General features: G+C 52.5%; 17 protein-coding genes and 1 tRNA gene. 9 read left to right on the forward strand and 9 right to left on the reverse strand.

Going from position 1 to position 23848, the window contains the following annotated elements; genetic code table 11:
- Positions 1–693: 693 nt before the first annotated feature.
- On the reverse strand, positions 694–870 hold the full coding sequence (locus Q31a_RS29980) for a hypothetical protein (protein WP_197356315.1): 177 nt from the start codon (positions 868–870) through the stop codon (positions 694–696).
- A 199-nt stretch (positions 871–1069) separates the two neighbouring features.
- On the opposite strand from Q31a_RS29980, the gene Q31a_RS06335 reads away from it, so the two are divergent.
- From Q31a_RS06335 to Q31a_RS06350, 4 genes are all read left to right on the forward strand, one after another.
- Positions 1070–1561, forward strand: coding sequence for a PD-(D/E)XK nuclease family transposase (locus tag Q31a_RS06335; RefSeq protein ID WP_145075606.1), 492 nt, complete (start codon positions 1070–1072; stop codon positions 1559–1561).
- 2721 nt (positions 1562–4282) lie between these two features.
- On the forward strand, positions 4283–5065 hold the full coding sequence (locus tag Q31a_RS06340) for a hypothetical protein (protein WP_145075609.1): 783 nt from the start codon (positions 4283–4285) through the stop codon (positions 5063–5065).
- 929 nt (positions 5066–5994) lie between these two features.
- Complete coding sequence (locus tag Q31a_RS06345; protein ID WP_145075612.1) at positions 5995–6465, forward strand: hypothetical protein; 471 nt, start codon at positions 5995–5997, stop codon at positions 6463–6465.
- Positions 6466–7874: 1409 nt separating this feature from the next.
- A complete protein-coding gene (locus Q31a_RS06350; protein WP_145075615.1) occupies positions 7875–8444 on the forward strand; it encodes a hypothetical protein in 570 nt (189 codons plus the stop codon).
- Between the two features lie 16 nt (positions 8445–8460).
- Here Q31a_RS06350 and Q31a_RS06355 read toward each other — a convergent pair whose 3' ends face one another.
- Positions 8461–9603, reverse strand: a complete 1143-nt coding sequence (locus Q31a_RS06355; RefSeq protein WP_145075617.1) for an IS701 family transposase — start codon at positions 9601–9603, stop codon at positions 8461–8463.
- A 192-nt stretch (positions 9604–9795) separates the two neighbouring features.
- Positions 9796–11319 (reverse strand): IS1380 family transposase, encoded by a 1524-nt coding sequence (locus Q31a_RS06360; RefSeq protein WP_145075619.1) that lies wholly within the window; start codon positions 11317–11319, stop codon positions 9796–9798.
- 762 nt (positions 11320–12081) lie between these two features.
- Here Q31a_RS06360 and Q31a_RS06365 point away from each other — a divergent pair.
- The gene (locus Q31a_RS06365) at positions 12082–12519 is read left to right on the forward strand and encodes a hypothetical protein (protein WP_145075623.1); all 438 of its coding nucleotides are present in this window, start codon (positions 12082–12084) and stop codon (positions 12517–12519) included.
- 1204 nt (positions 12520–13723) lie between these two features.
- On the forward strand, positions 13724–14293 hold the full coding sequence (locus Q31a_RS06370) for a hypothetical protein (protein WP_145075626.1): 570 nt from the start codon (positions 13724–13726) through the stop codon (positions 14291–14293).
- A 133-nt stretch (positions 14294–14426) separates the two neighbouring features.
- On the opposite strand, the gene Q31a_RS06375 is transcribed toward Q31a_RS06370, so the two are convergent.
- Positions 14427–15491 (reverse strand): integrase core domain-containing protein, encoded by a 1065-nt coding sequence (locus tag Q31a_RS06375; protein ID WP_197356316.1) that lies wholly within the window; start codon positions 15489–15491, stop codon positions 14427–14429.
- A gap of 35 nt (positions 15492–15526) precedes the next feature.
- Positions 15527–15847, reverse strand: a complete 321-nt coding sequence (locus Q31a_RS06380) for a transposase (protein ID WP_145075630.1) — start codon at positions 15845–15847, stop codon at positions 15527–15529.
- A gap of 45 nt (positions 15848–15892) precedes the next feature.
- Here Q31a_RS06380 and Q31a_RS06385 point away from each other — a divergent pair, with 45 nt between their 5' ends.
- Together Q31a_RS06385 and Q31a_RS31315 are read left to right on the forward strand one after the other, a co-directional pair.
- Complete coding sequence (locus tag Q31a_RS06385; protein WP_145075634.1) at positions 15893–16411, forward strand: hypothetical protein; 519 nt, start codon at positions 15893–15895, stop codon at positions 16409–16411.
- A gap of 137 nt (positions 16412–16548) precedes the next feature.
- Positions 16549–17250 carry an acyl carrier protein gene (locus tag Q31a_RS31315; RefSeq protein WP_145075637.1) on the forward strand — a complete coding sequence of 234 codons (702 nt, stop codon included), beginning with the start codon at positions 16549–16551 and terminating at the stop codon, positions 17248–17250.
- 1391 nt (positions 17251–18641) lie between these two features.
- On the opposite strand, the gene Q31a_RS06395 is transcribed toward Q31a_RS31315, so the two are convergent.
- From Q31a_RS06395 to Q31a_RS06405, 3 genes are all read right to left on the reverse strand, one after another.
- Positions 18642–18715 (reverse strand) — tRNA-Arg (locus Q31a_RS06395).
- Between the two features lie 97 nt (positions 18716–18812).
- Entirely contained in the window at positions 18813–19697 is an 885-nt protein-coding gene (locus Q31a_RS06400; RefSeq protein WP_145075640.1) for a YdcF family protein, read from the reverse strand.
- 177 nt (positions 19698–19874) lie between these two features.
- Positions 19875–20960, reverse strand: coding sequence for a glycosyltransferase family 9 protein (locus tag Q31a_RS06405; protein ID WP_231691089.1), 1086 nt, complete (start codon positions 20958–20960; stop codon positions 19875–19877).
- Positions 20961–21091: 131 nt separating this feature from the next.
- Between Q31a_RS06405 and Q31a_RS06410 the strand changes: the two genes are divergently transcribed.
- Positions 21092–22333 carry a hypothetical protein gene (locus Q31a_RS06410; RefSeq protein ID WP_145075646.1) on the forward strand — a complete coding sequence of 414 codons (1242 nt, stop codon included), beginning with the start codon at positions 21092–21094 and terminating at the stop codon, positions 22331–22333.
- Here Q31a_RS06410 and Q31a_RS06415 read toward each other — a convergent pair.
- Positions 22311–23777 (reverse strand): sodium:solute symporter family protein, encoded by a 1467-nt coding sequence (locus Q31a_RS06415; protein ID WP_145075649.1) that lies wholly within the window; start codon positions 23775–23777, stop codon positions 22311–22313. The two genes, Q31a_RS06410 and Q31a_RS06415, sit on opposite strands and share 23 nt — an antisense overlap.
- Positions 23778–23848 lie beyond the last annotated feature (71 nt).

Genomic DNA, 23848 nt, shown 5'->3' on the forward strand with positions numbered 1-23848 from the left:
GTACTTAAATCGAGGGCAATGGCAGACGATTCAAATGAATTGCTTGCAACGTCGGGAAGACGGCTTGCGGAAATGGAACTCGAGCGAGCACTAACGTCCGATTTACTGTTTTAGGTTTCGGACTGCTTCAACAATGGTTGTGGAACCATGGATTGAACGCGAGTTCCGTTGGCTTGTTCGCTTTGCAGTTCGATGCCAAGTGCCGGGACCGCGGTAGTCCACCGTTATCCGCCGGAAATCGTTATGACGAATCCCTATCAGCCATCAGTTTCAATTTCGGAACCCATGGCCGGGCGACCTCGACTCGTTTTGCTGGCAACCGCTCTTGCGTGCCTTGCAGTCGCCTCAACTTGGAGCAATCTTTTTGATCTCTTTAGCACTTACTTCCGCAGTGATACGACGGTTCACTTCCATGAGAGTCGCGTGTTGATTCTTCTGTTTCTTTCGCTCTCAATCTTCTGTCTTTGGTCCGAATGGTTCGGTTCCGCTAGATTGCGTAATTGCGTTGATTTCGCCCTGGCTCCGTTGGTGTTGCTAACTTTCGTTGGCCTGTACCGCATGATCAAGAGACAACTTGACTTGCAAGAATTGGCCGACAACCCAAGCCTTTCCCTTGGTTGGCTAGCTTTCTTTGTGATTTGGCTATATGCAGCCGCGTCGTTTCGCCATCGATTCAAAATCGCCGACTGCCAATCAGTGCACCGGGGCTGCGAGGTTGAGCGTTTTTGAAATGGACAATTCTTTGTTGCCACCGGTTACGGCAGGCGTCATCCCACTGGGGGCACTCAAACTCACCTTCTTCGTTTCTTTTCCTTGAGGACTTACAATTGTCGCTTCACTTGTCTGGCGATCTACAGCATCAAAGGCCATCGCTGCTTCTCTGCGCTTTGCAGCTGGGCTCTATGGCTTCGCCTTATTGTTCACGACGTTTCTTGCGGTAAGAGCAGCAAAAAGCAGGAGCAGCAAAAAGTGCCACCCATCTTTTGCTTGAACTGCTTTTGCTAGCTTCTATACCAAACGAGCAGCTTCAATTGGTAGCAATGGCAAATGCTGTCAAAACGAAAAGTGGGTGGCACCTTTTGAGTTTGCTCATCGCTTTCAGATGGTCGATGTCGTCAGCGGCCGCGAATTGGCTCGTGCGGTTGAAGTTCACACTGTCGAGCTTTGTAAATATAATTTGGAGGAAGGGACGATCTCGCAGGCATCGAAAATTCAGCAGTGGGCATTTCTGCTGCTTTTTGCTCAAGACTATGAGTCCGCAGCATTGCGAGAGCTATTGCCAGGCATTGAGTTCGAGCAAGCCATTGAGACGATAGAAACGATATCCGCCCAAATAGAGGACCGAGCCATGTACGATCAACGCGAAAAAGCCCAACGTGACTATGAATGGGCCATTTCAGGCGCACGCGAAGAAGGCAAGCTAGCAGGCAAGATCCAGTTGCTTCAGGAGTTGCTGGGAGATACCCTTACGACAGACAGTGAACTCCAATCCAAGAGTATCGATACACTTACGACTCAGCTAGCCGAACTACAACAGCGACTCCGTGACCGCCAAGCCTGACGAAAAGTGTGTCGACGATGGTCACGCCTACATGTACGACTACCCCGATCGCGTTTTGCTCCAGGGATCCGATTGGGTTTAAGGGACGCAGTCAGTGTTTGTACGCCTATGTGCAAAGTCGACCGCTTAAATTCATGGATCCATCTGGTTTAGAATTAAACCCATCCACGAGACAAATCCAGGCGGCATGGGGTAATTGCAAGTGGGCGTGCCGGGGGATGCTTTGTGATTTTATCGAAGGTTTTGGCTCTCAAAAGATTAAGGCGAGGCTTGGTCAGATAGTTAATAGTTCGAATGAATTATCGCTTACAAATCTAGATTATCCGGTGTTCGAAAGGAATAATCGTCCACCTGGAGTGAGCGACGAGGACTGGGAGCATTGGGTGAATGCAAATATCGGTCCAGATGGAAATGTGAAGAATAACCAGGCGTTGCATTCGGCTATTCGACACTGCATTGCGTCAGGGCTTCTAGCCAATGAATACGGATGTAAGTGCTCTAAGTGTATTGGCGAATGGCGGGAGTACGTCGACGTGCATGACGATCCCATCGGAACACAAGCCATCATGAGGAACATTCAAGCTCAACTGTACAACAATTCCCAGGGTCGCCAATGCGGTGGCTGTCACAAGAATGACGCCATGAGAACCGGCAGGTGGGGTGAACGCGGAATGACTAGTTGCTGCACTCGTAAGGTGCTTGCAGGGGACCTGGATATTGCGGTTGAAGGGACTGAACCGTTCGGTTCAGGAACACCAATTATCGCAATTCCGTCCGTTGCGGGGCCACGGCCATCTGCTCCGCCAAGTCCGTGCGGCCCGGGCTATATATACGTTCCAGGTTATGGTTGCATGTCCTCGGGTGTAATGATCTAGAGGTAACGAATTTTGCAGGCAGAACAAAATGGTTCAATTTAGGTTGGTCGATTTGCATTGCCTAACGTTCGTATCTGCGATTGCAGCATTTTCATTGCAGCAGCGAAATTTTTTGCTTATGCATGTTATTGCAATTGTCGCAGCATTTTGGATTTTTGCAGACCGACGTTTTCGATCGAAATTGCCTGCCGTAGCAACCCTTGCAGGGAGTGAGTTATTGCTCGGAATTGGTGTCAGTCGAATTGCGTTCGGTCTAGAAGAGCTACCACTCCTTACGGAAACGATGGTAGCTCTAGCATTCTCATTCGGCTTTCCGGGAGCGCTTACTCTCCTTCGAAAAGCCCCGTGTCCACTGGAAGCTAGTCTAGTCAAACTGTTTTTTATTTGTTTAGCGTTCTGCACCACAGCCTTATGCGTACTATTTCTCGCTGATGGATCGTGAAGGAGGATCGACTCAGGAAAACAGAGAAGACAAAGGTTTTAGGGAGGAAATAGAAGTACCAGGAGTCAATAACAGCTATCCGTAACTGAATTCTGGATTGGGGAGGCTGTGCGTTAATGCTAACCCTACCGTTGAGGCTGTGCGCGGTCGCAACTTGTTGACGGTATTAGGTCTCTAACGGCGATAGGCTAGGCCAGTTTGCGAGTGATCCTGACCGAGACGCAGCCTTGGATTAGGTTGGTTTTCGAGTAGCAGCGAAAAATCATTCTGGTTGCTTGGCGATGTCGGCACTTGCGAGAGAAGGCAGGGATCGCGAAGCCCGAGGCGAGCTGAATGATCGCTGGGTAGAGGGCCACGGTGGCTGGGTGCTATGTCGCTGGAACGCATGGTTGCGAAAACTTCGCCTCAGCAAACGCCTCGGGACCTCCGAAGAATCCGTCAGTTGAACTATAGCGAGCGGTCATGGCGAAGCCTTACAATAGCAGTCATGGTCGCCTTCGCTCACAGCACCGAAACCCACTTCAAAACTTCGCCTTACGCGCGTGGGCAAGATCGTAGTGTCACTAGCCAAGCATCGCTGCGAGCTAACTCAACACGTTGCAGCGACTTACGCAAACCAGTTGATGCTGCTTGCGTTCGATTGGTCACTTGCTCCAGAGATCCCATCGGCTTTCAGGGGGGAATCAATTGGTTCACGTATGTGTTGTCTACACCTCTTAATCACACAGATCCAGCTGGTCTTCGGCAAATACGGCTTTGCTTCGGCTGGCAATTCGATCCAGATTGGCTTGATACTGCTGACCAAAGTATTCGAAATAGCTACTTTCGCGATCAAAAAGCCAATGCGCTAGCGACCGCCCGTCAAGCGCACGCAGCCACTCAAATAGCGATGAATAAGTGTTGCAAGCAGTTTGAATTGGCTTGTGCAACACTCTTTACAAGGTTTGCGTCAGAGCCTATCGACATAGCGCCACGTGGAATTCGGCCGTCCTTCCCAAAAGATCGATGTGGCGACAATTTCAAGCCCACAGTGAGCGGCGTAATTATTACTAATGGACAGGTTCCCAGTTCTGGAGCAGAGAATTCAGGGGTGAGCTATGGCGGGAATTTCGTTGTTCCAGCTACTGGTGGGGCTCAGTCTACAACGACTCCGCATGAGTTAGGGCATTGCGGAGGGTACAGGCCTGACGACGATGAGCCTCGCCCAAAAATTCAGCCCGATGTCCATTGCGTGAGGAAGAATCACCCAATGAACCATCGCTGCGCAAGCGATCCAAGAAAACTGATAGTGGACAGAAACTACTGCGAAGCTTTGGACAATCTGGTTTCTGAAGACGATTCGCAACCATATGTCGTCAACCCGTTCAACTCGCACCCAATTCCTTAGATGTTAATTCGCTTAATATGAGACTTTCAAATACAATTGCAGCCCTGTTGTTACTTTCGACGGGATTTGCCTACACTGGATTTGCCCAGCCCGGTTCTGTCGATATGAAAAATGTCAACATGGACGAATTCGTAAATAATCCATGCCCACAGGATCTTGCGATTACTAATTTGGACTACGCTTCGTCACAGAGTCGTTTATTGGCTCATATTCAGGGTGTCAAAAAACTGCATCTTTCAAGCAGTAAGCCGACTAGGCTCGCAGAGGAGTTTGCAACGGTACTTCGAGGCGCAGAGTCCCTGTATATTGACAACGCGTTGCTCTCAGAAAACCTTATTAAATCCTGCCTTGAGGGGGAGACGCTAGACTTAACACTCGCGCGAGTTTCAATTTCTGAGAACGTTCACAATCTCAGGACGAATCGAATTCTGAATCTTTCAATGATCGAGGTCAGCTGCTCATCGAAGCTAAAAGTCGTGTACTCGGAAACCATGAAACACCTGACCCTAACGTTTCCAGGCCTTTCCTGTCTTTATCCTGCCAAAGAGTCATTAGTTCTTGAAAGCTTAACCCTCCTGGCCGGTAAAAATCGGGATATCGGAGCCAATACGCGATGGCCGGACCATCGCTGCAGAATATTGAGATTGGACGGGTTTATCATAAAACATATCGACGCTAGGAGGATGCAGGCTGAAAGGCTACTGATTACAAGTTCAGTGCTGAAGAGTCACGTGCAATTTTCCCACTTCGATGAAATGAAAATTTCTGAGTTGGTTCTTGAGAAGTGCGTGGTGAATTAGGCGGAATGGCTGAGCCTCGAAAGCGTTTTTTCTTGAGGGAAGGAGTGTTCGGCACAGTGTGTACAAATGACTGCAGCGAGAGTTCCATTCAAATTTCCGCTATTCAGAACCACTTTCAGCACGAATTCTGCACACGGGCCTTGGCACTTCACCTTTCTGCAAAGAGTCATTGTCGCGACGCTCTACCGTGCCAAGCAAGTCACCAAAACAAAACGCTTCGTTAGAAGAATCTGTGGGTAAAAGTTGGTTCGGGTATTGCTCCCAATTTGTGATAGAGAGCGTTTCGCAGGGTTCTTATGTTCGAAATCTGTACGATTGTCTGGTAATCATTTTTAGCTTGTTATTAAAGCCCTCACCGACTCCCGAGACATCTGGGATACGGGGCCACAGCAGTTTACCGGGGAGGTTGTGGCGACCCGGCAGAGGGGCAGCCGGCGAGACGCCTTGAGGTGGTGATTGCTTGAGGCTAATGCTAGTCGCGGCCGCAACTTTTCGCGGCTCGCTTCAGGGAACGGCGAACGTTTGCGACAACTCTCGCGTGACGAGGGCTGACGCAATCGAGAATTCAATGGGCATTCTGTACCACTGAGTGCGATCCGCTGTAGATGCTGCGATTGATGAACGCTGAATCCTCGGCTCACTGCAGTGCTGACACTTCTGCGGTGCAGCGACGCGACCCGATCATCGAGTACAATTGCCGCATGGTAGCCCTCGCACGAAAAGCTGACTTTGCATCCCAGCCCCATCTACGCGTGCGCGCGCACCGTCGTAGTGACATATCGAGTGCGTCTGTCCGTTCTAAGCCAAGCTGCCAAGCCAACTTACATGAAGCGACGTATGACGAGTGGTTTCGATTGGGTTCTTGCTCCAGAGAACCGATTGGGTATCGGCCAGATTGGTCCCTCTATCTTTATTGTGATTCAATACCGTTGAGCGCAATCGATCCGCAGGGAGAATTATGGCATATTGTCGGCGGCGGAGCGGCGGGTTGTGTAGGCGGCGGGATCGTAGCAGGTGCAGGTGGCTGGTGGAAAGGTCGCAGCAAAACGAATATTGCATGCCGAAGCGGCTTAGGTTGCGCGATTGCCGCTATTCCAGGTATGGTCGCAGCAGGCAATCCCGCGCTTCTCAAGTGTATGGTCGGGGTCGCTTATGGCTTATCCTCAACCATTCCAGGTGCTGTTTGTGATTTGTTGACGGACGATTGTACGTCGGACGAAGCCTACAAGAAAGTTGGATGTTCGGTAATGAAAAATTTCATGACGGGAGTTGCGAGCTGCCTCACTGGTGACCTTGGAACAATCGAAGGCAGCGTTGCGGCGGCGGCGGCTGCTATTTGGGGAATAGACTTCGCTGCTTACTGTCGTGGTGACGATTGGTCTGATTTAGTGGTAATGTAGATCATGAGCCGAAGCCTTTATTTTCTTGCAAGCTATTCGCTAGCAGTTGCGTTACCATTGGCTCTTGTTCGTAACACAGCTTTCGGGTTTATCGCTTGCTTAGTACTGCCAATTCTCTGGCCCACTGTCAACTTCGTTGGTGGAAAACGTCCGCTCCACGGCCTAGTTCCGCAAGGGGCAACAAGTCGATTGCAAATTTTGGGGCTCATAGTGATTGTGGGCATTTGGGTTTTCGCAACTGTAACGACCACAAGTTCCTTACTCCCAGTGCCACAGACGATTGTGCGGAGTGCGTCGGCAACACTACTTACTTTCGCTGTGCTGATTCTGTTGCGTTGTCGTGAAGGCCATTCAAATAGTCGAAAACTCTGTTTTGTTTCCGATGCCTTTCTAATGTGTGGGTTCTGCCTCTTCTCGCTTAGCTTAGACATGAGCTGAATTTGTCAGTTTTATGGCGGAACGACGCCGAATAGAAATAGTCGAAAATCCAGGAGTTCGGTCTATGGCGAGCGGACTTGACCATCACTTACAATGACAGTCATGGTCGCCATCGCACTTGACACTGAACCGCTCTTCGAAACCCCCTCGCGCGCGTGTGGGCAGGATCGTACTTGCGCCAGCCGCAAATCGTCGCTCACTAACTCCGCATCAGGTGCCAACTTGCGTGGAGCGGCTTATGTCGGTCGCGTTCGATTGGTTACTTGCTCCAAAGATCCGGTCGGGCATTGGGGAGGATCGCGCTGCCTGTATGCGTATGTATCACACCGACCACTTCGACGCGTTGACCCTTCCGGATTGATTCCACCTGACAATATTGATCCCCGCAGGGACCCTATAACTTGTCGATTCTTGCCACCAAACTTCGACCCTGATCCTAAACCTCCGGTTGTCCCGCCTGGACCGACCAGGCCGGTTGCTCCGTTGCCAACACCAGCGCCACCGACTAAGGGTTGCCACTCCTACGTTTTAGTGGGGCATGCTGGCAATGTTCGGCCGAGTATCGGAAACTATCCACTTCCGGACTGCTATCGAGTTGGTGGAATTTGTTGCTTCATGGAATCGACCCAGGGACTATTCCAGCAGGCGTACCCGCACACGTTTCCTGATTGGCCAACGGGGACCGGTGACGGCTATATCTACGACTACCAATTCCCAACGATTTTCCGCAATCGTGCTGGTCCGCGACTTCAGGCATTGAATGACGCTTGCAAGGATTGCGGGTGTACACAATCGTCAATTACCCATTTGTGTGACGATGACGCTACCCAGGGAATTGCAAAACAGGTGCGAGCAGGAAAGATGCCTCGCAATTGGTGTGCTTTCACAATGAACAAGGATTGCAAAACAGGTCAAATTACGTTTACACCGAACGGTACTCGCTTACCTTGGCAACCAGGCATTACCCGAAATTGGCCTCCACTTCCATCCAACTGGCCCTGGAGGCAAAGCATATGACATTCGCGGGTACACCTCGGATTTCCAGCATTATACTTATCGTTTTGATGTGTGGGTGTCCGGGGAAAGACGTCGAACAACCGAAGCATCCAGAGCTTCTTCTTGTGGTTGATGTCCACTTCGCTCTAGACGGTGGATCGGTATTATTCAGACTATCCGAACCTAGCGACGGCAAAGAACATTTTGTGTTGTCGGTTTGTCCGGAATCTCCACTGAATGACAAATTCTTTCCCAAGGTGGAGCCGCAGTCCGCGGTGCTTATCGCTTGCAGTGACCCCAGTCACCCGGAAAACGGCAAGTTGATGACAGAAGTTGAAGTTGATCAACTGCTTGATAAGCTAACTGCAGGAAAATCTAAGGACGAAATGGCTCTGCGAACGCGTAGTGTAGTAGAATACCTTGAGCGGATAAGCATTTACAACGAAAAGCCTACCAGCTGGGGGCATGCCGCTGTGCAAACTATTGTGGAGAAAGGGAGAGGCGCAGATTGCTTTGGACAAATGGATAGCGTGTTGGAGCCTTAGTTCGACTTTCGCACTTTTAAGCTGCGAGTGACAGCAGAACTTCCAGGGGCTTGATTAATTTCTGAGCCGCTGGCGGTAAACGCCCGGCTGAGAAAATAGATTGTCGTGTTTCCTCTACTGAATCGCGACGCAGCGTCGCGAGCATATCCGCGAACGATGCATGGCGTTTGCCACGCCACATTCGTATGAATGGACCAGGCTCTGGCCGGACGTGTTCGTGCCACAACACAATCAGACCATACAGATAGAACATTGATGGCGTCGTGCGGCGAACCGCTGCGCGGACTCGGTTCTGCGGTTCGCCCAGACCGAGGTGACCCTTGGCTTCTTGGAACGTCGTCTCGACCGGCCAACGAAAAGAGAACCGCTGCAAAATTTCTTCTTCGCTCAAGTTGACATCGGTGCTGTAGAAAACTTCGATTCCCCGCCCGCCGCGAAGGTGCTCCACCGCGACCACTTTGACTTCTCGTTCAGGGGCAAGGTACAACCGGCAGACCACCGACGTGATCCGAACATGAAAGCTCGATTGGCTGTACAGGTTGATCGTGGTGCGACGAAGTCCCTTGGTCGCTAACATCTCGGTCGGCTTGGGCAGCACCGGTCCACGTCGTGGTGGACGGCCTCGCCCGGGTTTCTTGGGTCGTGGACCTTCACAGAGTCTGGCGTCTTTGCCAATGCGACCGGTGACGTGCATGCCGCTGGGGATTTGCTCCAGCATGCGACCACCGGTGTAAGCTGAGTCACCCAGGAAATGCAGGGATTTCTCGCCCGCATGCTGGGTCAACAGTTGGATCATCTCGAGCATTAAGTCGGTCTTCTTGCGATGCTTGCGACGTAGCTTTTTGTTGGTCTTGGTGTTCAGATAGAGCCTCATCAAAACCGGGATCGCGTACTTTCGCGTCGGATCTTTTCGTGAAGGGACTAAGACACACAGTACGACCCAGCAGTGGCCCCAGCGAAACGACGTGAAGCCACTGGAACTTTGGCTGGCATCCCGGTGCATCCCTGTGCCGTAGATTTTCAAGCCTGTCTTGTGAATCAGGGTATCGTCGCCGACAAGATAGCAATGTTGCTGATCGGTGAGCTTGACGACGAGATCGAACATTGCCAGTCCCACTTGGTCGATTGACCACCTCGCTCCGGCAAAGATAGGAACCACTAGGCCTTAAATAAGTATATGCCGGATGTGTTTTGGGCAGTTGGTGGAGGCGCAGCGGCGATCTGCTGGCGGGACCAGCGGGGGATTTTTCGGTCGTGAATTTCAGGCATCGGTCGGTCAGGTGCCCTGCGGGCGGTTTGAGGCTGGCGGCGGTACTGAGGCTTACATACCTCAGCTTCGTGATTTCGGCACTCACTCAAGCGCGAAGCGAACCCAGCGATTGAACACATGCAGAGATTCGCTCCATGACAACAGACGGACCACCAACTGCCGTCCACTGCGAACGATCTGTGCCGGAAGTCGCACGAACTGTTCTACGAATTGTTTGAACTCCATGCGGATCACAGCCCGACCTTCTTGCTTGTGTTGCTCACGCCAGCGTCCGTTTATCGGAACGCTCAATCCGATCCACGCTTTCAAGTTCCACGACAGGGCCGTCATCACCATGTAAGCCCAATTCGATTCCAGGTTGTCCACCGGCGCGTGGAGCGCCCGGCACTGATTTAACTGAGCCAAGATGTTCTCTTGGTCACAGCGATCGTTGCTGGCATACACAACGTCATTGGTGCTGAGCACATCGCCCGCTTCGTTGGTCAGGTAGAAGAAGTACAGACAGTCGTCGAACAATCGACCCTGCTTGGTGACTTCTAGTTCTTTGCAAAGGATCACTAAGCGGTAGGTCTCTTTGCAATCGGTGGGGCTGTAAGGAACCTCGGTGACCCACTCTGAAGTCAGACGCTTGTTGGGGTAGCCACGCAGCTGGACAATCTGTTCTTTCACGTTCTCAGGACGGTCTCGGTCAGGTGTATTCGGGGCGTATTTGGGCGAGCGAGGCAACTGCTTCCAAGCGTCAATTTGCACGTTTTCCGCGATATCGACGAGTCCCGGGTAGGCCTTCATGCCAAAGGTGAACTTCACGCCTGCCCGGTGCCAGCGGTCCAGATGAATCGTTTGAGTGAACGCGGTGTCGCCTCGCAGAACGATTCGGCGAAAGCCTGCCTGGCGACAAAGCGAGATCGCCGTGTCGGCTTGCTCGGCTGCGCCTTCTTGGCTGGGACGATTGCCGCTACGGTTGACCAGGCGTAAAGCTTCGCCCGTTTCGGCCAACGTTATCACCAACGGATGGTAACCCCAGATGCCTTTGTAGCTGATGTCCATTCCCTCTTTGCACTGACCGGTTGTTTCGACGATCGTGCCATCCATCTCGATGGTCGCTTGATCGAAGAACGCATTGTCTTGTTGTTGCCAGATATCCAAGCGAACTTGATCGAAGGCATCTTGCAAACGATTAATATGATAGGGATCGAATCGGCGACAGAAGTCTCCTGCGGTGGTTGGATCGGGGATCCTTTCGGCTCCGATCGAATCGAGAAATGACTCATCGTTGCGGCGCAGTTCAATGTCCTCCAAGCAAGTTCCTCCGCAGAGCGCGTTATAAGCCAAATTCAAAACATGATCGGATTCATGATAGGGGCGATGGATTTTGAACAAGTGCAAGGCATCGTCGATCCGTTTCGGCAGTCCGATCTTCTTTGCGAATCGATGGATGGCGGCGACGCCCCCGTAGGCGGTCCCGCCTGCTTTTTGTGCCAGCTCATACGCAATCTTGTCCCCTTTGAGCATGGGGTGTCCGCGATCGTGAGCAGCCGAATTCTGTAACCTGTTCTTGATACGTCGTTTGCGTTTTCGAATCAAATCTGCTTTAATCGTCTTCACTCGAAATCTCCATCGTGGTTAGCGAGCGGCTTGTTGGGCTGGTGAAAAAAGACCAACAAACTGCAGGATATTTCGAGTTTTTTTATGCGCAAATGCTCCGCCAAGCAAGTGGAGTACGCTTGTTTAAGGACTAGGCTAGCCCAGTCGACGCCGTAGCTGCCGAGTTGCTCGTTCGCCTACGGCTCACTTCACAACTCGGCAGCTACGGCAAATCCCAATACTCGATAGGAACTTCTAGTTGTCGCTAAAGCGCGCATTGCCTCAACTGAATGGATACCGAACGGTAGTGGTTGCCTCAACAGAAAGATACCGAATTCGCTCCCTATGACCTTCCAACAAAGGCAACGAGCGTTTGCCTTCACTGCGCCGGCCGCCAGTCATCGCTATGTTTGAACGACCGACGGCCGGCTCCGACGAAGGCAACGCTTAGCGACTCCCCAATCCCCTAAATACTCAGAAGAGTGTCTTATTTCGGTATCTTCATTGATTGAGGCAACACGAAGCGCAGAGGTAGTTGTCGCCGAACAGGCGGCGATGGAAATGAACCTCAATCTAATTGCCTAGGTGACGACGTTAAGAACGCAGCGAGCGGTGCGGGGCTGAACGTCGTTGGAGTTTCAGGAAGCTCTGGCTGCGGCGTCGACGCGAACGGCGCTTGGTGGCAACACGGAAACTAAACGTGCTGCCGTTTGAATTCCGTTCAACCTTGACAATTCTCTGCGTGGGATCATCCCGTTGCGGACATATCACTAGGAGTGCCCATTGCCCAAACCTAACTTGAAGATCGCTGTTAGCTTTTCACTCGTAGTTGCCCTAGCCATGGCCGTTGTGGGAGGAGAGCGTTTTTGGCGGCTGGTTTCGTTCGCCCATAATAAAAAAGTAGGCGTAGAACTAATCGAGTCGCTACGCAGCAAATGCCCACCAGATGTTTCAGCTCAAAAGTGGGACAGCGCAATTAATTGGACCCGAACCGCCTACGACAATGTCTTCTTTTCAGTTGACAGCGTTGCAACAGATGAAGTCGCGAAGTTCACGAGCGAGGCGAGCAAAAAGTTCGCAAAAGAAGTTGGCATTGAAACGCTTGATTGGGTTTGGGAACGTCTCGCCCAAACAGGCCTCCGCGGAAAGAATTATGTCGCTAGATTCAGACCAGAGTATCGGGCAGTGTACTTTAATAATGTCAATAGTGAACCGCAATGAAAGTGAGGGGATCTCAAAAAGACACCGATCGCGCGTTGATTCTTGCCAATCGCAAATGTAATTCGCGGTCGCAACTGTTGACGGTTTGGGGGCTGTAGCGGCGAGAGGTTAGGCCAGTTCGTGAGTGAATCTGACCGAGACGCAACCAGGGATGAGATCGGAATTCTAGTGGCAGCGGAGAACGTTTGCGGGTGCTTGGTGGTGTTGGCACTAAAGAGAGAGACCAAGGATAGCGGAGCGCGAGGCGAGCATGGATGATCGCCTGATTGCTGGCCGCGGTGCCTGGATGGCATTTTCTCTGGAACGCAAGGATACGTGGAAGCGAAAACGGCATAGCGGCAAGCGGCCAGGGAGCCTCGAAACATCTTTTGAGCGATGGCGAACGGCCACGATAATCCGTTAGAATGACAGTCATGGTCGCCTTCTCCCCAATAACTGAAGTTACCTTCAAAACCTCGCCTCGCGCGCGTGGGCGGAGTCGTAGTTGCACTGTCCGTCCATCGGTTCGAACTAACTCACAGCGCTACGCTAACTTACGCGAAGCAGGCTATGTAGGGAGCGCTCGATTGGTCACTTGCTCCAGGGATCCTATCGGGTATCGGGGTGGGTGGAGTTTAGTCGCGTATATTCGCGGGAAGCCGTTGCGATATACGGATCCATTTGGCCTAAAATGCACGCAGACTATTTACATGGGTTGCAGCCTGTGCGTTAATCCATTCGTGTGTCCACTAGTAGGAACTTGTAATCCGGAGGTGCCGACAGAGGAGTGCGACAACATGGCAGTTATCTGTTGTAGCGCTGACGACACGATGGAAGAGTGCAAGGAGCGTTACAAGGATCACACAATACCAAATTGGCCAGATCTAATTGACAGAAAGAAGCGGCCTTTTGGCTGGATCCACTGTAGCGACATTCCGGGAATGTTGAAGAAATCATGGCCCTCTGCCGCGAGTGCACAGACTGAAAGCTGCAAAGACTGTGACTGCAAAGAATCTAAAATTGTCTATCGTTGTGATAAAAAGATGAGTAAATGCACCGCTCAGTTACTCAAGGACAAAAAGATCGCCGTTGATCCGTGCAAAACGACGTTCGTTCGGGACTGTAAGACCGGAAACGGTTCTCAGCTTCCAAACAACTCACCCCCGATCGAATAAGTCGAAAGAGGGCAATTTGTTTTCGCTGTTTTAAATCTGGAGTGTGAGCAATGACTGATAATTCGACAGGAGCAAATTGTAGCCGATTAGTCGGACTGTGTGTCGTCTTCATCATCGTCAGTTTGCTTGGTGATAGTGCGATAGCGGACGATGAGCTTACGCTTATGGACTGCCTGTCCGACAGAGTAAATGTGTCGTTTGAGGACTACGCTTTCGATGGTGGCAGCATTGTCTTCAAGCTAAATGTTGAGGACGGTCCTGTGTTTTTTCTCGCAGCTGTCCATCCAAAATCAGCGGCGAGAGCAAAACTGAATGTTCAGTCGAAAGACCTGTTTTTGCTCTCTCAGTCGAAACACCTCTCGAAAGCACAACTTATTAAACCGGGTTCCGCCTCGGCTCAACTGCTCGCAAAAAAGATTGCGAATGGAGAGCCTGGCGAGGGGACGCTTTCAGCAACGTTATCCAAAGTATTGCTGAGTACTCACTCGATCATTGCGTGGGGTGATGAGGCTCGCATTATCTCAACCTCGGAAGATACGAGAGCACTAATCGGAAAGCGATCAAAGGTGTCGGACGAGATGACAAAGGTGCGAGAAGACAAAGACGCCAGGAGTCACTAACGAGTGAGCCAGATCTGCACCGGAGTGAGACGACGCTTTCAACAGTCCGACGCAACGCGGCATTTACCTTGGCGGGTAGGATGCCCTCCGGTTCTTTCGCGATCGCGCCGACCATGCGCAACGACCGCGCAACCTAGAGCGGTGAATGCCCTCCACGGATGTTTGTCAACGGCGATGATGCGGCGCTCGAGTTGCTTCCCAGCAGTGCTCTATCCTCCGCAGCATTGCTGTTAGCATAGCTTATTCCTAGCGGAGCGTCCGAACATCCCGGCGTCGCTTTCTGACGTTTGGTTGCACGCGATTGTGCTCGTAACATGCGGGCTTCCTCGACCTTTCGGTCACGCTCCTCAAGGATCGCTTGCTGCCGTCCTTCGAGCATCGCTTGCGGAGTTACATAGCCTACAGCACTATGTAGGCGTACGGTGTTGTAATCTTCCACAAACTTGGCTACTCCGCGTTTAGCTTCTTCCAAGTTCAAGGGGCTCAGTGGCCGGATACACTGACTCTTGATCGTGCGATGATATCGTTCGATTTTACCATTGCTTTGCGGGTAGTACGGGCTTGTACGCACATGCTTCATGCCACACAATCGCACGAAGTGTTTGAAGTCTTTGGCAATGAATTGCGGCCCGTTGTCGGAGATGATTCGTGGTCGCGCATCGGGATATTTTTCTCGTGCCTTTTGCAGCACGACCTCGATACCCATCTCTTCCATCTTCTCACGAATATCCCAGTGCACCACACTACGACTGAAGCCGTCGAGTACGGTCGCCATGAAGTAAAACGTCCCTGCGATGTTCAAGTAAGAGATGTCGATATGCCAATGTTCGTGAGCCACAAGAGGTTGCTGAAAGCCAGTCCCCTTTTTTGACTTACGACTATTTCTACGCAATAGGCCCGCGCTGCTGAGTACGCGATACACCGTCCCGGCACTGCACGCGACGATGTTTGCGTCAATCATCATGTAGGTCAGCCGCCGATAGCCCTCCAGTGGATGATCGAAATGGAACTTGAGGATGGCCTGCTTCTCCTCTTCGTTGAGCCAATGGTCACGCGGTACCCAGCCGTTGTGCTCGTACGTCCGGCCGTAGCTCCGACTCCAGTTAGAGAAAGTCGATGACCATAATCCGACCCATGTAAGCAGTTGCTTGCTGGTAACATCCGTGGCCGCCGTCCATTTGCGTACGAAGTCGACCACCGCATCACGTTGTTCGTGGGGAACCCAGGTGCGATTTAAGATTCCCCAAGCTCTTTTTTTAGCTCGACGTGCTCCTGCAGTAGTTCGGCAATGACTTCGTTTTTCTGCTGCAGCTTCGCTTCGAGCTTCTCGATCTTGGCGGCATTGGCATCCTGCTGCATACGCACGTTGGCGGCGTTCTTTTTACGCTCGAATGCGCCTGCTCCGTTTTCAAACAGCAGCTTTTGCCAATTGTAGAAATTGACGACACTGATCCCGTGCTTGTCACAGACCTCTGAAACGGGCACCTTCTCAATCAAGTGCTCGCGTACAATCGCTATCTTCTGTTCTGGCGTTAAAATCTTACGTGTTGACATTCTGCGATACCCTTTATGGAACCGCTATACTCTACCACGCGTTTCATGACACACTTGCAAAATGAGCAATACAGGCTGCTTTCTGATGGGGAATTTACTTGCCCCAGCTCGATCATCGGGGCGCTATTCGGGTTAAATCTTATGAGTGTCGCTGATCAAAAAGGTCTAGTATTGAAGGCGAACCGATTGCGTTTTTTCGCAACGACCGCCTGGGGCAGTCTGACGATCGGCCTACTTGTTTTCGCGTTTACTGAATGGCTTGGCATTCCTTACGGTTGGGCGGTTTTTCTAGTCGTGATTCGCGCACTTGTTTGGGCGATTGCTATTGAAATCGATCGTTTGGATATTCGGATTGACGCCAATAGCGTTACCGGCCCAAGCATGCTGTTTACTTCGAAGCCGGAAACACTTTCTTTGGCTAAAATTGAATCTGATAAAATATTCGAGTTGCTCGGAATCTTTTTCATTGAGGATTCAACTCGGAAGGAAATTGTTGGTCACTACACTTATTATTCTCGTGAAGACCAGAAACGTCTGCGTGAATTTATCCGGCGACTTCGCTGAACACAGCATGACGCAAATCGACGGATAGCAAAACGATGCATGCGACGCTGGGCTCGCGCGTGCTTTGGAATCGAAGACCAACTGCTTCGGCTCGGTGATCATAAACGTTACGTGTTGGAGACTGAAGGGGCATCGCAATGGGACTTGATGTCGTCGAACTCGTAATGGAAATTGAAGAGGCGTTTGGCATCTCACTCCCAGACGATCGCGCCGGTAAGATGCTAACGGTAGGCGACGTATACGAATTCATTCTCGAAAAGACTGCTGACACGACCTTGAAATCTAGCACTTGCTTGACTGCGGCTGCATTTTATCAACTGCGGCGACATCTGCGCTCGCTTGGTTTGCCGCATTCGAAAGTACGTCCTAAAACGAAATTGGAACGAGCCATCCCGTTGCTTGGTCGACGGTCCTATTGGCTGACTCTTAGTTCCCGGATGGATTTGCAATTCCCTCGTCTTGGAAGACCATCGTGGCTTGCCCTTGTTAACTGCATGCTTGTTGCAATCGTCGTGTCTGCTTCCTTTCTCGGTTTTGCGCAACAGGGCGTACTTGTCGGAATCTTCGCTGCCGTAGTGTCTGGCGTCATCTGTTCCGCCATACTAATGTTCCTGACTTCACCATTTGCAATTTATCCCGCGTCAAATTGCGTTACGATTCGTGATCTCGTAACAAACCTTGTCGCGATTAACTACAACACTCTTGCTACACGGTACTCGACTCGCAATCCAACCGACGTTTGGACTGCCTTGCAATTGATCGTTGTCGAACAACTTGGAGTTGATCGAAACGCCGTAGTGCCACATGCACGATTCATCCAGGACCTTGGTGCGGATTAACAAAATATGTAGTCAGAGAATGCACCGGAGTTGTCAATTCGGTGAAACTTACTAACGAATCACCTTAGGCAACTCGGTGATTTCGGCCGTGATGCATTGAAAGGGCTATTTGGCGACGCACAGTAACGGACTCCATGGCAGGGGCGATTGGTTGCGTTGCCGATGGATGAATAGCGTTAGCTTTCGGGATCTTCTGGATGATTGGTGCCATGTCGACGGAGGCACCGGTTCCTTTCAGACTATTGGGTGTCGTCTTCTTTGGCATTGCCGTCGAGGGAATACGCATCGTGCTGCACAATAAATCCGCAAAGCCTGAAGATCGAATTGGTGGAAGAGAAATTTCGGAAATTGTCGATAGATTGCACTGCAAAAATGGCGGACGATCTATTTCGACGGACTCGCGATTTTGCAGGTATTGAGGAGGCACGCAGGACACAAAACAGATTGCATAACCAATCGGTGAACCGAAGGCGTCGTGTTGTTTTTTAAACCATTGTTTTGGGCGGCGCCTCGGTTACTGGCATCGTTCGGCAGTGCGGCTTACCTGGAATCAGTACTGACATGTTGTCATCTTGTCCGCAGTTGCCGAGCTCTCGTTCGAGGGCTGCAATCTACGTTCGGAAACTGCTTACCTTTCGCCACGAGTTTTACGTTGCAGCTGGCGTAGTGCTCGAGAGTTGTCGAGTAGTCTTCTGGGCATCCGTAACGAAGTGGAGCTTGGACCCTGTGGCAAGGACACATCCATCCAGAATGAATTGGTGCCTGATGACATCAGCAAGAAGCAGGAAGTGTACTTTTGATCACTGCTCGCCCGGCAATCGCATCGCAGCGTGCTTGCTTGGTCGACGTCGGTAAGTGTGGGCGGTGAGCGGCCTTGGGAAGCTATGAATGCGCTGAGTGATTCATTTTGCCTAGCTAAGTTGCTCGCTAATACAACTGTTGCGCAAGTCGTGCGGCTCGGTATAAACGACTCGAAGCTTAGCGATCAAGAGAATTGGGAGCAATTTGCGCGAAGCCAATTTCTTCAAAAACTTGGCTAATGCAGAGAGCGGAATATTCCTGGCGGGGCAACTCAAGAAAAAGCTGATCTAGAAATCAGCTCATGGTTAAGGGAAGCACCGCACCGATAGCTGCATTTCGCATGTACTGCGGAAATTATGAAGGTGGAGATTAACTGCCTACCTCCATATCTGCAACGCAAGATAGCCAAGGTGCTTGGCCGAGCTGCGATTTAAGAAGGCAACGCTAGGCATTCACCAATCGGCAAAAATTTGGAGCTTTCTGTCGGGGGGCCGACAAAAGCACCTGCGCGATGATTAGCTCCAGTGTAAAGCACACGATTGCTCGCGAGCATTCAGATTCAGTCTCAGGCAATCGCTGCTAAAACTAAGTACACCCGATAGGATTCGAACCTATAACCCTCGGTTCCGAAGACCGATGCGCTATCCAGTTGCGCCACGGGTGCAGCTGATGAGTGAATTCTACGACTATTTACTGACAGATCAAGTCGACTTGGGCTGGGATTTCGGAAGGTTGGCAAATTCTTTGAAGGACAGGTTCGGTTAGCGACTGACCAAGGCTGCCATGCACTCATGTTGGAGCTTTTCGAAGGTGACTAGGTTTTTCGCCGATGGGATGTAGTCCATCCAATTAGGGGGCTCTCCCCGCGTGCGATAGTCTGCCGCTACCGGAATTAGGTCTAAGCCCTGGGCGCGGGCAAGTCTGAGTGCTCGAGGCAAGTGCCAGGCACTGGTTAGTAGGCCAATCCGGGAGTTGCTGAGTTGCGGCAGGAGTTCCTTGAGGGCTTGCATCTCCTCGTAGGTCGTACGCCCACCAATTTGGCGTATTCGATTGGGTGGGATGTTTAGATCGGTCCAGATCTTCAGGGTGTGGTCTGCGGCGGAACTGCGTTGTTCCATTCCCGGACCTTCAATGGCTGCCCCGGTGGTGATCAAACTCTTGACATGCCCTTGGTGGAACAGGCGTGCAGCCCACACGAGCCGGTCCCCAGCATCACCTGCTTGCGGCCCATAGGGACCAAGGCTGGTGCCGCCACCCAACACCACCAATACATCGAGGGGGGCGCTGGAAGCGGGGGAGTAGGGGACGAATTGGGTTTCCAGATACCGCATTCCAAGGCTTGGCAAAGTTGGAGTGCTGAGCAGCGTCAGAACGGACCAGGGAACGAACCATGCAAAGGCCCGCCGCCACGGGCGGCAAAGCAACATATAGGTCAGCAGTCCACTGAGGATGAGCCAACCCAGGCCGACCGGGTGCATCAGACGGGTCACCGCTTTCTCAAATCCAAGCTTTCCGTAGCCTGCCAAGCAGATGAGGCTGATGAGTAAGCCCAGGACCGTACAGCACACTAGCACGGACACCACTGGATTCACGCGGCGCTCCGCATGCAGCAAGTCTGCGGTCGTGGGAGGTGGGGTGGCTTGCATACGGATCCATGAATTCAGTGAGGATCGGAAGAGACACTTCGTTGGCTTCGTCGCTGTTTTTCGACCGCGAAACTGGTTGGCAGGCAGGGGGGCTCATTGTGCACTGAGCCCTGCCGTGCGGGCAAACTCTAAATGCGGCCCGCGGTGCTGCGAGCTGTCGATGCGGTGGTACTGCAACTAAGCAATTAAGCGATGGGAGATCGCTTGCTTGGTAAGGAGTTGTCCACAGGCATGGAAAACGTCATCCAGCTCAATGGCTTGCATGGCGACGTTATGCCCTCGACGGGCGACTTTCTTGGGGTGGGGCAAGAGCGGGCTTTGGATGGCAATATGGCGATTTCCATACGGCCCCGATTCATCGGCCCAGGTTGGGCCATGCAGGCTGACACAAGGGGTTCCTACGGCGCTGGCCATGTGCAGCGGTCCGGTGTCCGCGGTCACTAGTAGCGAACTACGCCGAATCACCTCGAGTGCTTGAGGTAGATCTGTCGCGGGAGCTACGAAGGCGGCGCCTCGACTCTCCTCCTCAATGACTTTTGCTTTGAGCAGCTCGTCTTCGCCAGCCCATAGAACAATGCTGCGTCTGCCGTATTCTCGATGCAACTCGCGGGCTAGCATGCCGAAACGCTGCACTGGCCAAGTCTTGGTCGGCCAACCAGCGCCAGGATTAATGGCGACCCAATTGTGGCGATCCCAAGCATTCCATTCGAGGCTATCCAGTAGTTCTTCGACCTGCAACGCGGCGTCGCGGTAGACTGGCATGTCGAAGGAGCCTTGGCCCATTTCAATTGGCGTCCAGGGGGACAGCAATTGTCGGTAGGTGTCGACCATGTGGCGAGCGGTTCGCCGGATGCGCCGGGTCGCGAGCAGTGGGGCCAATTCCCGTGCATGGGAGTAGTCGAACCCGATCCGTCGTCGGGCACCACTCAGCCAGCCCAGCGTGGCGCTCTTGCTCAGTCCCTGAGGGTCGAAGGTGAAGTCAAACTCCCTGGCACGCAGTTCCTGGCGAAGAGAGCTCCATTCAGTAGGGCTTTTGAGCCACTGCTTGGGGATGCGAATTACCTCGTCCACAGCCGGATGGGATTCGAGCAGTGAGGCAGCGGCGCAATCCACGATCCAAGTCAGCGTGCAGTGTGGCCAAAGTCGCTTGATTTCAACGGCAAGTGGAATTGTTAGGATACAATCACCGATGGCGCTCAAGCGAGTCAGCAATACACTTTTAGGCGTGTCGCGACGTGTTCCGTCCATTATTCGCAGTCCCACGGGCCAAGCTCCTGGCAATTTGTCCATACGTGCCTACCCAATTGGGCTGATGAGTGTGTGCGGCACGTCTGCTGGTGAGCGGTTAAACTACAGAAATCAACCTCATCAACTCAAGATGGAAACGTTCTCCAATGTCGAATAGCCAACAGAAATTGCCTTGCTTCCGCTCCTTGTGGCAACTTGGGGGTATTAAGTCCTTGCTAGCAACAGCATTGGCTTTCAGCGCCCTAGCAGAATCTCCTGTGATTTCTCACGGGGAGGAGACGCTCAATCCTCCTGGCCAAATTCGGATCGTGGGGGATGGAGCTAACGGGAAATTGGAGGTTTTCGACAATTCAGCTAGCTACAGTCAGGTGGTGGCCATGAATGAACGTGGCGCCGTGTTGGGGGTTCGCGAATTGTTGGGGCCAGAGGTGGGCATGCGAACGCTGGCTTACTTCTACAGCGAGGGGGAGCGACTGCTCGATATGCCTCAACTTGAGGGCTACACCAATGTCGAAGGGCAGGCGGTCAGCAATGATGGCAAGGTCGTCGGCTATGCCAGCCGAGCGATGGGGCACCGCGACGGCAGTCTAGCCGCAGTCGTGTGGGACACGCAGACCGGCAAAATAAGCGAGCTGGGTACGCTTCCCAACGATCATGTTTCTCATGCCCAGGATATCAGTCAAGACGGTAAGCGGATTGTGGGGTATTCAACGGCAGCCGAGGCGTTCAAGGTCCGACCCTGCCTTTGGAGCTGGAATGAAACCACGGAGCACTGGGATGTCAGCGCGCTGCCAACCATTGAGGATAGCAATCCCTTCTTAATTACCGGAGGCACGGTGATCTCTCCCGATGGGAAACGCATTGCTGCCTGCATTACCTTTAAGATCCATCCCGGAAATCGCTTTGATAGCTCACTCTACGCCTGGAATCTCTCTGAGAAGGGCGAATGGTTGCGGCAGGAGGTGAGTGCCGAATCGGGCGTCATGCGGGATCTGAATAATCGAGGGGAAATGGCCGTGTCGATGGGATCCAACCACGGTCTCGTTCCCGTGCGAGTCAATTTGGAGGGGGAGATCACCATCATCGACTTGCTACCGGGGGACGAGAGCGGCGAAGCGCGAGCGATCACGGCGACTGGCGCAATCTTTGGGTTGAGTAACGATCCAGCGGGCCCCGAGGGGGGACCTCAGGCATTTGTGGCTAAAGGATCGCAGGCTGAAGTTTTGAAGTTGCATCCGTCGAGCCTCTATAGCGCGGCCTATGCCGTTAACGATCGGGGGCAAATTGCAGGGTTACTCGACGTCGAAGTTCCCAATGAAAACGCAGGGGAAGGCGAGCCGGCGGTTCTTGAGAAAACACTCGGCTTCAGGTGGACACCGAAGAACTAGCCGTGGCGGGCTGTGCTGGTGTGGAGATGAGTTGTGGGGTGAGTGAGCCCAAAAGCATGCCGACTAGGCTGGCAGCCAGTCCGCACAATTGGGGTGGTACGATAAACTCCGGACACTGATACATCACATAGAGCCACGCGCAAATCCCACAAAAGATGGAGCCCACGGCGCCCTGCGTGGTTGCCCCTTTCCAGTACAGGCCAAGTGCCAGCGGGATCAAGGCGCCAACCAGCGTAACGCTGTAGGCGTACTCCACCATCTCGTACATGGTTTTGTTGCTGGTGATCGCTTGATAGGTTGCTCCGCTTGCAAAGACGAGCAACATCAGTCGCAGCAAGAGCAGCAGTCGCTTGTCGCTCATCCCTGGCAGGAAAGGACGCAGCACGTTTTCCACAAACAGGCTGGATGGGGCGAGCAGTGTGCCGCTGGAGGTCGATAAGATGGCCGACAGGAGCGCTCCAAAGAATATTGCCTGTGCCCAAAAGGGCGTCATGTTCATCACGATGTGTGGCAGAGTTCGCTGGATCTCGCGAATATCCTCGCTGCTAAACTTGGCTAAGTATTCGGGTTCAATCACGACCGCCGCGTAGGCGATGAACATGGGTACGAAGGCGAACAGCAGGTAGAAGGAGCCTCCCAGTAACGTTCCTCGCACTGCGGTTTGCTCATCTTTTGCGCTGGTCACGCGTTGAAAAACATCTTGTTGGGGGATGGAGCCCAGTGCGGCCGTCAAGAAGCCGGCGAGGAAGGTCAACCAGCTGGCCATCCCTTCGTTGGGGAAGAGCCTCAAGCGATCGGAATCGCGGGCCGCTTCGAAGACGGTACCGACGCCGCCGGCCATGTTGGCCATCAGTCCGGCAATGATCAGCAAACCCACGATAATGACCAGCGTCTGGATCATGTCGGTTAGGGCAACCGACCACATGCCCCCGACCGTGGTGTAAAACACAACAATCACTGCACCAATGAGAATGCCTCGATTGATCGTCAACCACTCGTATCCGGCACCTTGACCAAGCACCGATAGAACCAACCCCAGCGCGGTTAGCTGAGCGGCTGCCCAGCCGACGTAGGACAGGGTAATGACCACCGACGTAAACACCTCCACCGATTTGCCGTAGCGTTGGTGATAAAAGTCACCGATGGTGAGCAGATTCATGCGGTAGAACGCGCGTGCGAAAAAGAGGCCGACCAAGATCAGGCAAGCTGCAAAGCCGAAGGGGTCGCCCGGAATAACGTGCAGCCCTTCATGGGCGAAATTGGCTGAGACCGAGAGCACCGTTTCGGCACCAAACCAGGTTGCGAAAACCGTGGTAAAGTTCATGTACAGTGGCAGGGAACGCCCCGCTACCATGAAATCCTTGGCACCATGAATCTTGCTCGACGCGTAGAGCCCTATCGCAATCGTGAACAGGAGGTAGACGAACACAGCGAAAGTGAGCATCGAGGAATCCAACGTCGCAGAAATAAGACTCAAATTGCGTCTTGCACAGGGCTACTGCTATCGACCGGCTC

The organism is Aureliella helgolandensis (genome assembly GCF_007752135.1).
Classification (GTDB): Bacteria; Planctomycetota; Planctomycetia; order Pirellulales; family Pirellulaceae; genus Aureliella; species Aureliella helgolandensis.